The 255-nt window shown below is 24.3% G+C and carries 1 pseudogene; it reads left to right on the top strand.

The features are described 5' to 3' along the window. Positions 1–255, top strand: a pseudogene (locus ACHRWY_RS27720) (hypothetical protein); the annotation flags it as partial.

Below are 255 nucleotides of genomic sequence, written 5' to 3'. Positions count from 1 at the left end.
AATTTATTTTAATGGATATACCGGAGAAAGAGTTTCTTACCTGTTTTCAGATGACTATATTTTGAGAAACAGTGAAACATTTATTGATACTTTCAGAATCAAATTAAGACAAATAGTTGTAGATACTGTAAGAAGTAAATCGGAACAATTTGTTTTTCAGAAAGTAAAATTAAATATCGAATCAAATGAGAAAGAATTGGATTTAAAATTTTATAAAAGAGTCTATGCAAATGAATTACTAGAAAAAATGAAAAA

The organism is Flavobacterium sp. FlaQc-48 (assembly GCF_044007335.1).
GTDB lineage: Bacteria > Bacteroidota > Bacteroidia > Flavobacteriales > Flavobacteriaceae > Flavobacterium.
The sequence above is the reverse complement of the archived record's forward strand: the minus strand, read 5'-3'. Positions and strand labels throughout refer to the sequence as shown.